At 59.7% G+C, this 977-nt stretch carries 1 protein-coding gene; it reads right to left on the minus strand.

What is annotated here, in order from left to right:
* A partial coding sequence (locus A3730_RS27520; protein ID WP_255364329.1) for a thiamine pyrophosphate-binding protein occupies positions 1 to 782 on the minus strand: 782 nt, incomplete at its 3' end.
* Positions 783 to 977 lie beyond the last annotated feature (195 nt).

Genomic DNA, 977 nt, shown 5'->3' on the forward strand with positions numbered 1-977 from the left:
TGCATGCCCAACATGCCCACGTTCTGACGATCCGTGCCGGGGAAGCCGCCCAGCCCCATCAAGGTATTGGTCACCGGGAAGTTGAGGCGATGGGCCAGCTGGGTCAGCAGCTCGCTGCCCTCGCCCTGCACCACGCCGCCACCGGCGTAAATCACCGGGCGCTTGGCTTTCATCAGCTCGTCCAGCGCCTTGCGGATCTGGCCGGAATGACCACGGCTGACCGGAGAGTAGGAGCGCATCTTCACTTTCTTGGGATATTCGTAAGGATTCTTGACGTTCGGCGCCGTCTGATCCTTGGGAATATCCACCAGCACCGGACCAGGGCGGCCAGTGGTAGCGATGTAGAACGCTTTCTTCATGATTTCCGGAATGTCTTTGGCGTCACGGACCATGAAGCTGTGCTTCACCACCGGACGGGACACACCAATCATGTCGGTTTCCTGGAAGGCGTCATCGCCAATCCAGTCAGAGCGAACCTGACCAGACAAAACCACCATGGGAATCGAGTCCATGAAAGCGGTGGCCAGGCCGGTAATGGCGTTGGTAGCGCCAGGCCCGGAGGTCACCATGACCACGCCGGGCTTGCCGGTGGCACGGGCATAGCCGTCCGCCGCATGGGTGGCCGCCTGCTCGTGACGAACCAGAATGTGGCTGACAGAGTCCTGCTGGAACAATGCATCGTAAATGTGCAGTACGGACCCTCCGGGATACCCGAAGATGTACTCCACTCCCTCGTCTTGCAGCGCACGGACCACCATTTCCGCGCCGGATAACATTTCCACGGTTGCTACCTCAAATTTGAATGCATACAACCCACTGCCACGCAGCGGGACGGTGTTCTGGCAGACCGTTGAACAGCCTGCGAGCTTGCTGCCTGCGGATTAAAGCACCGTATTTGGATGCTCTGGGGTCTTGTCGGAGGTGGCCGACACAGACGCAGGCAGAGAGACGATTCTGGAGGCGCTGTCTGGATAGGG

The sequence above is a fragment of the Alcanivorax sp. HI0044 genome, assembly GCF_001634945.1.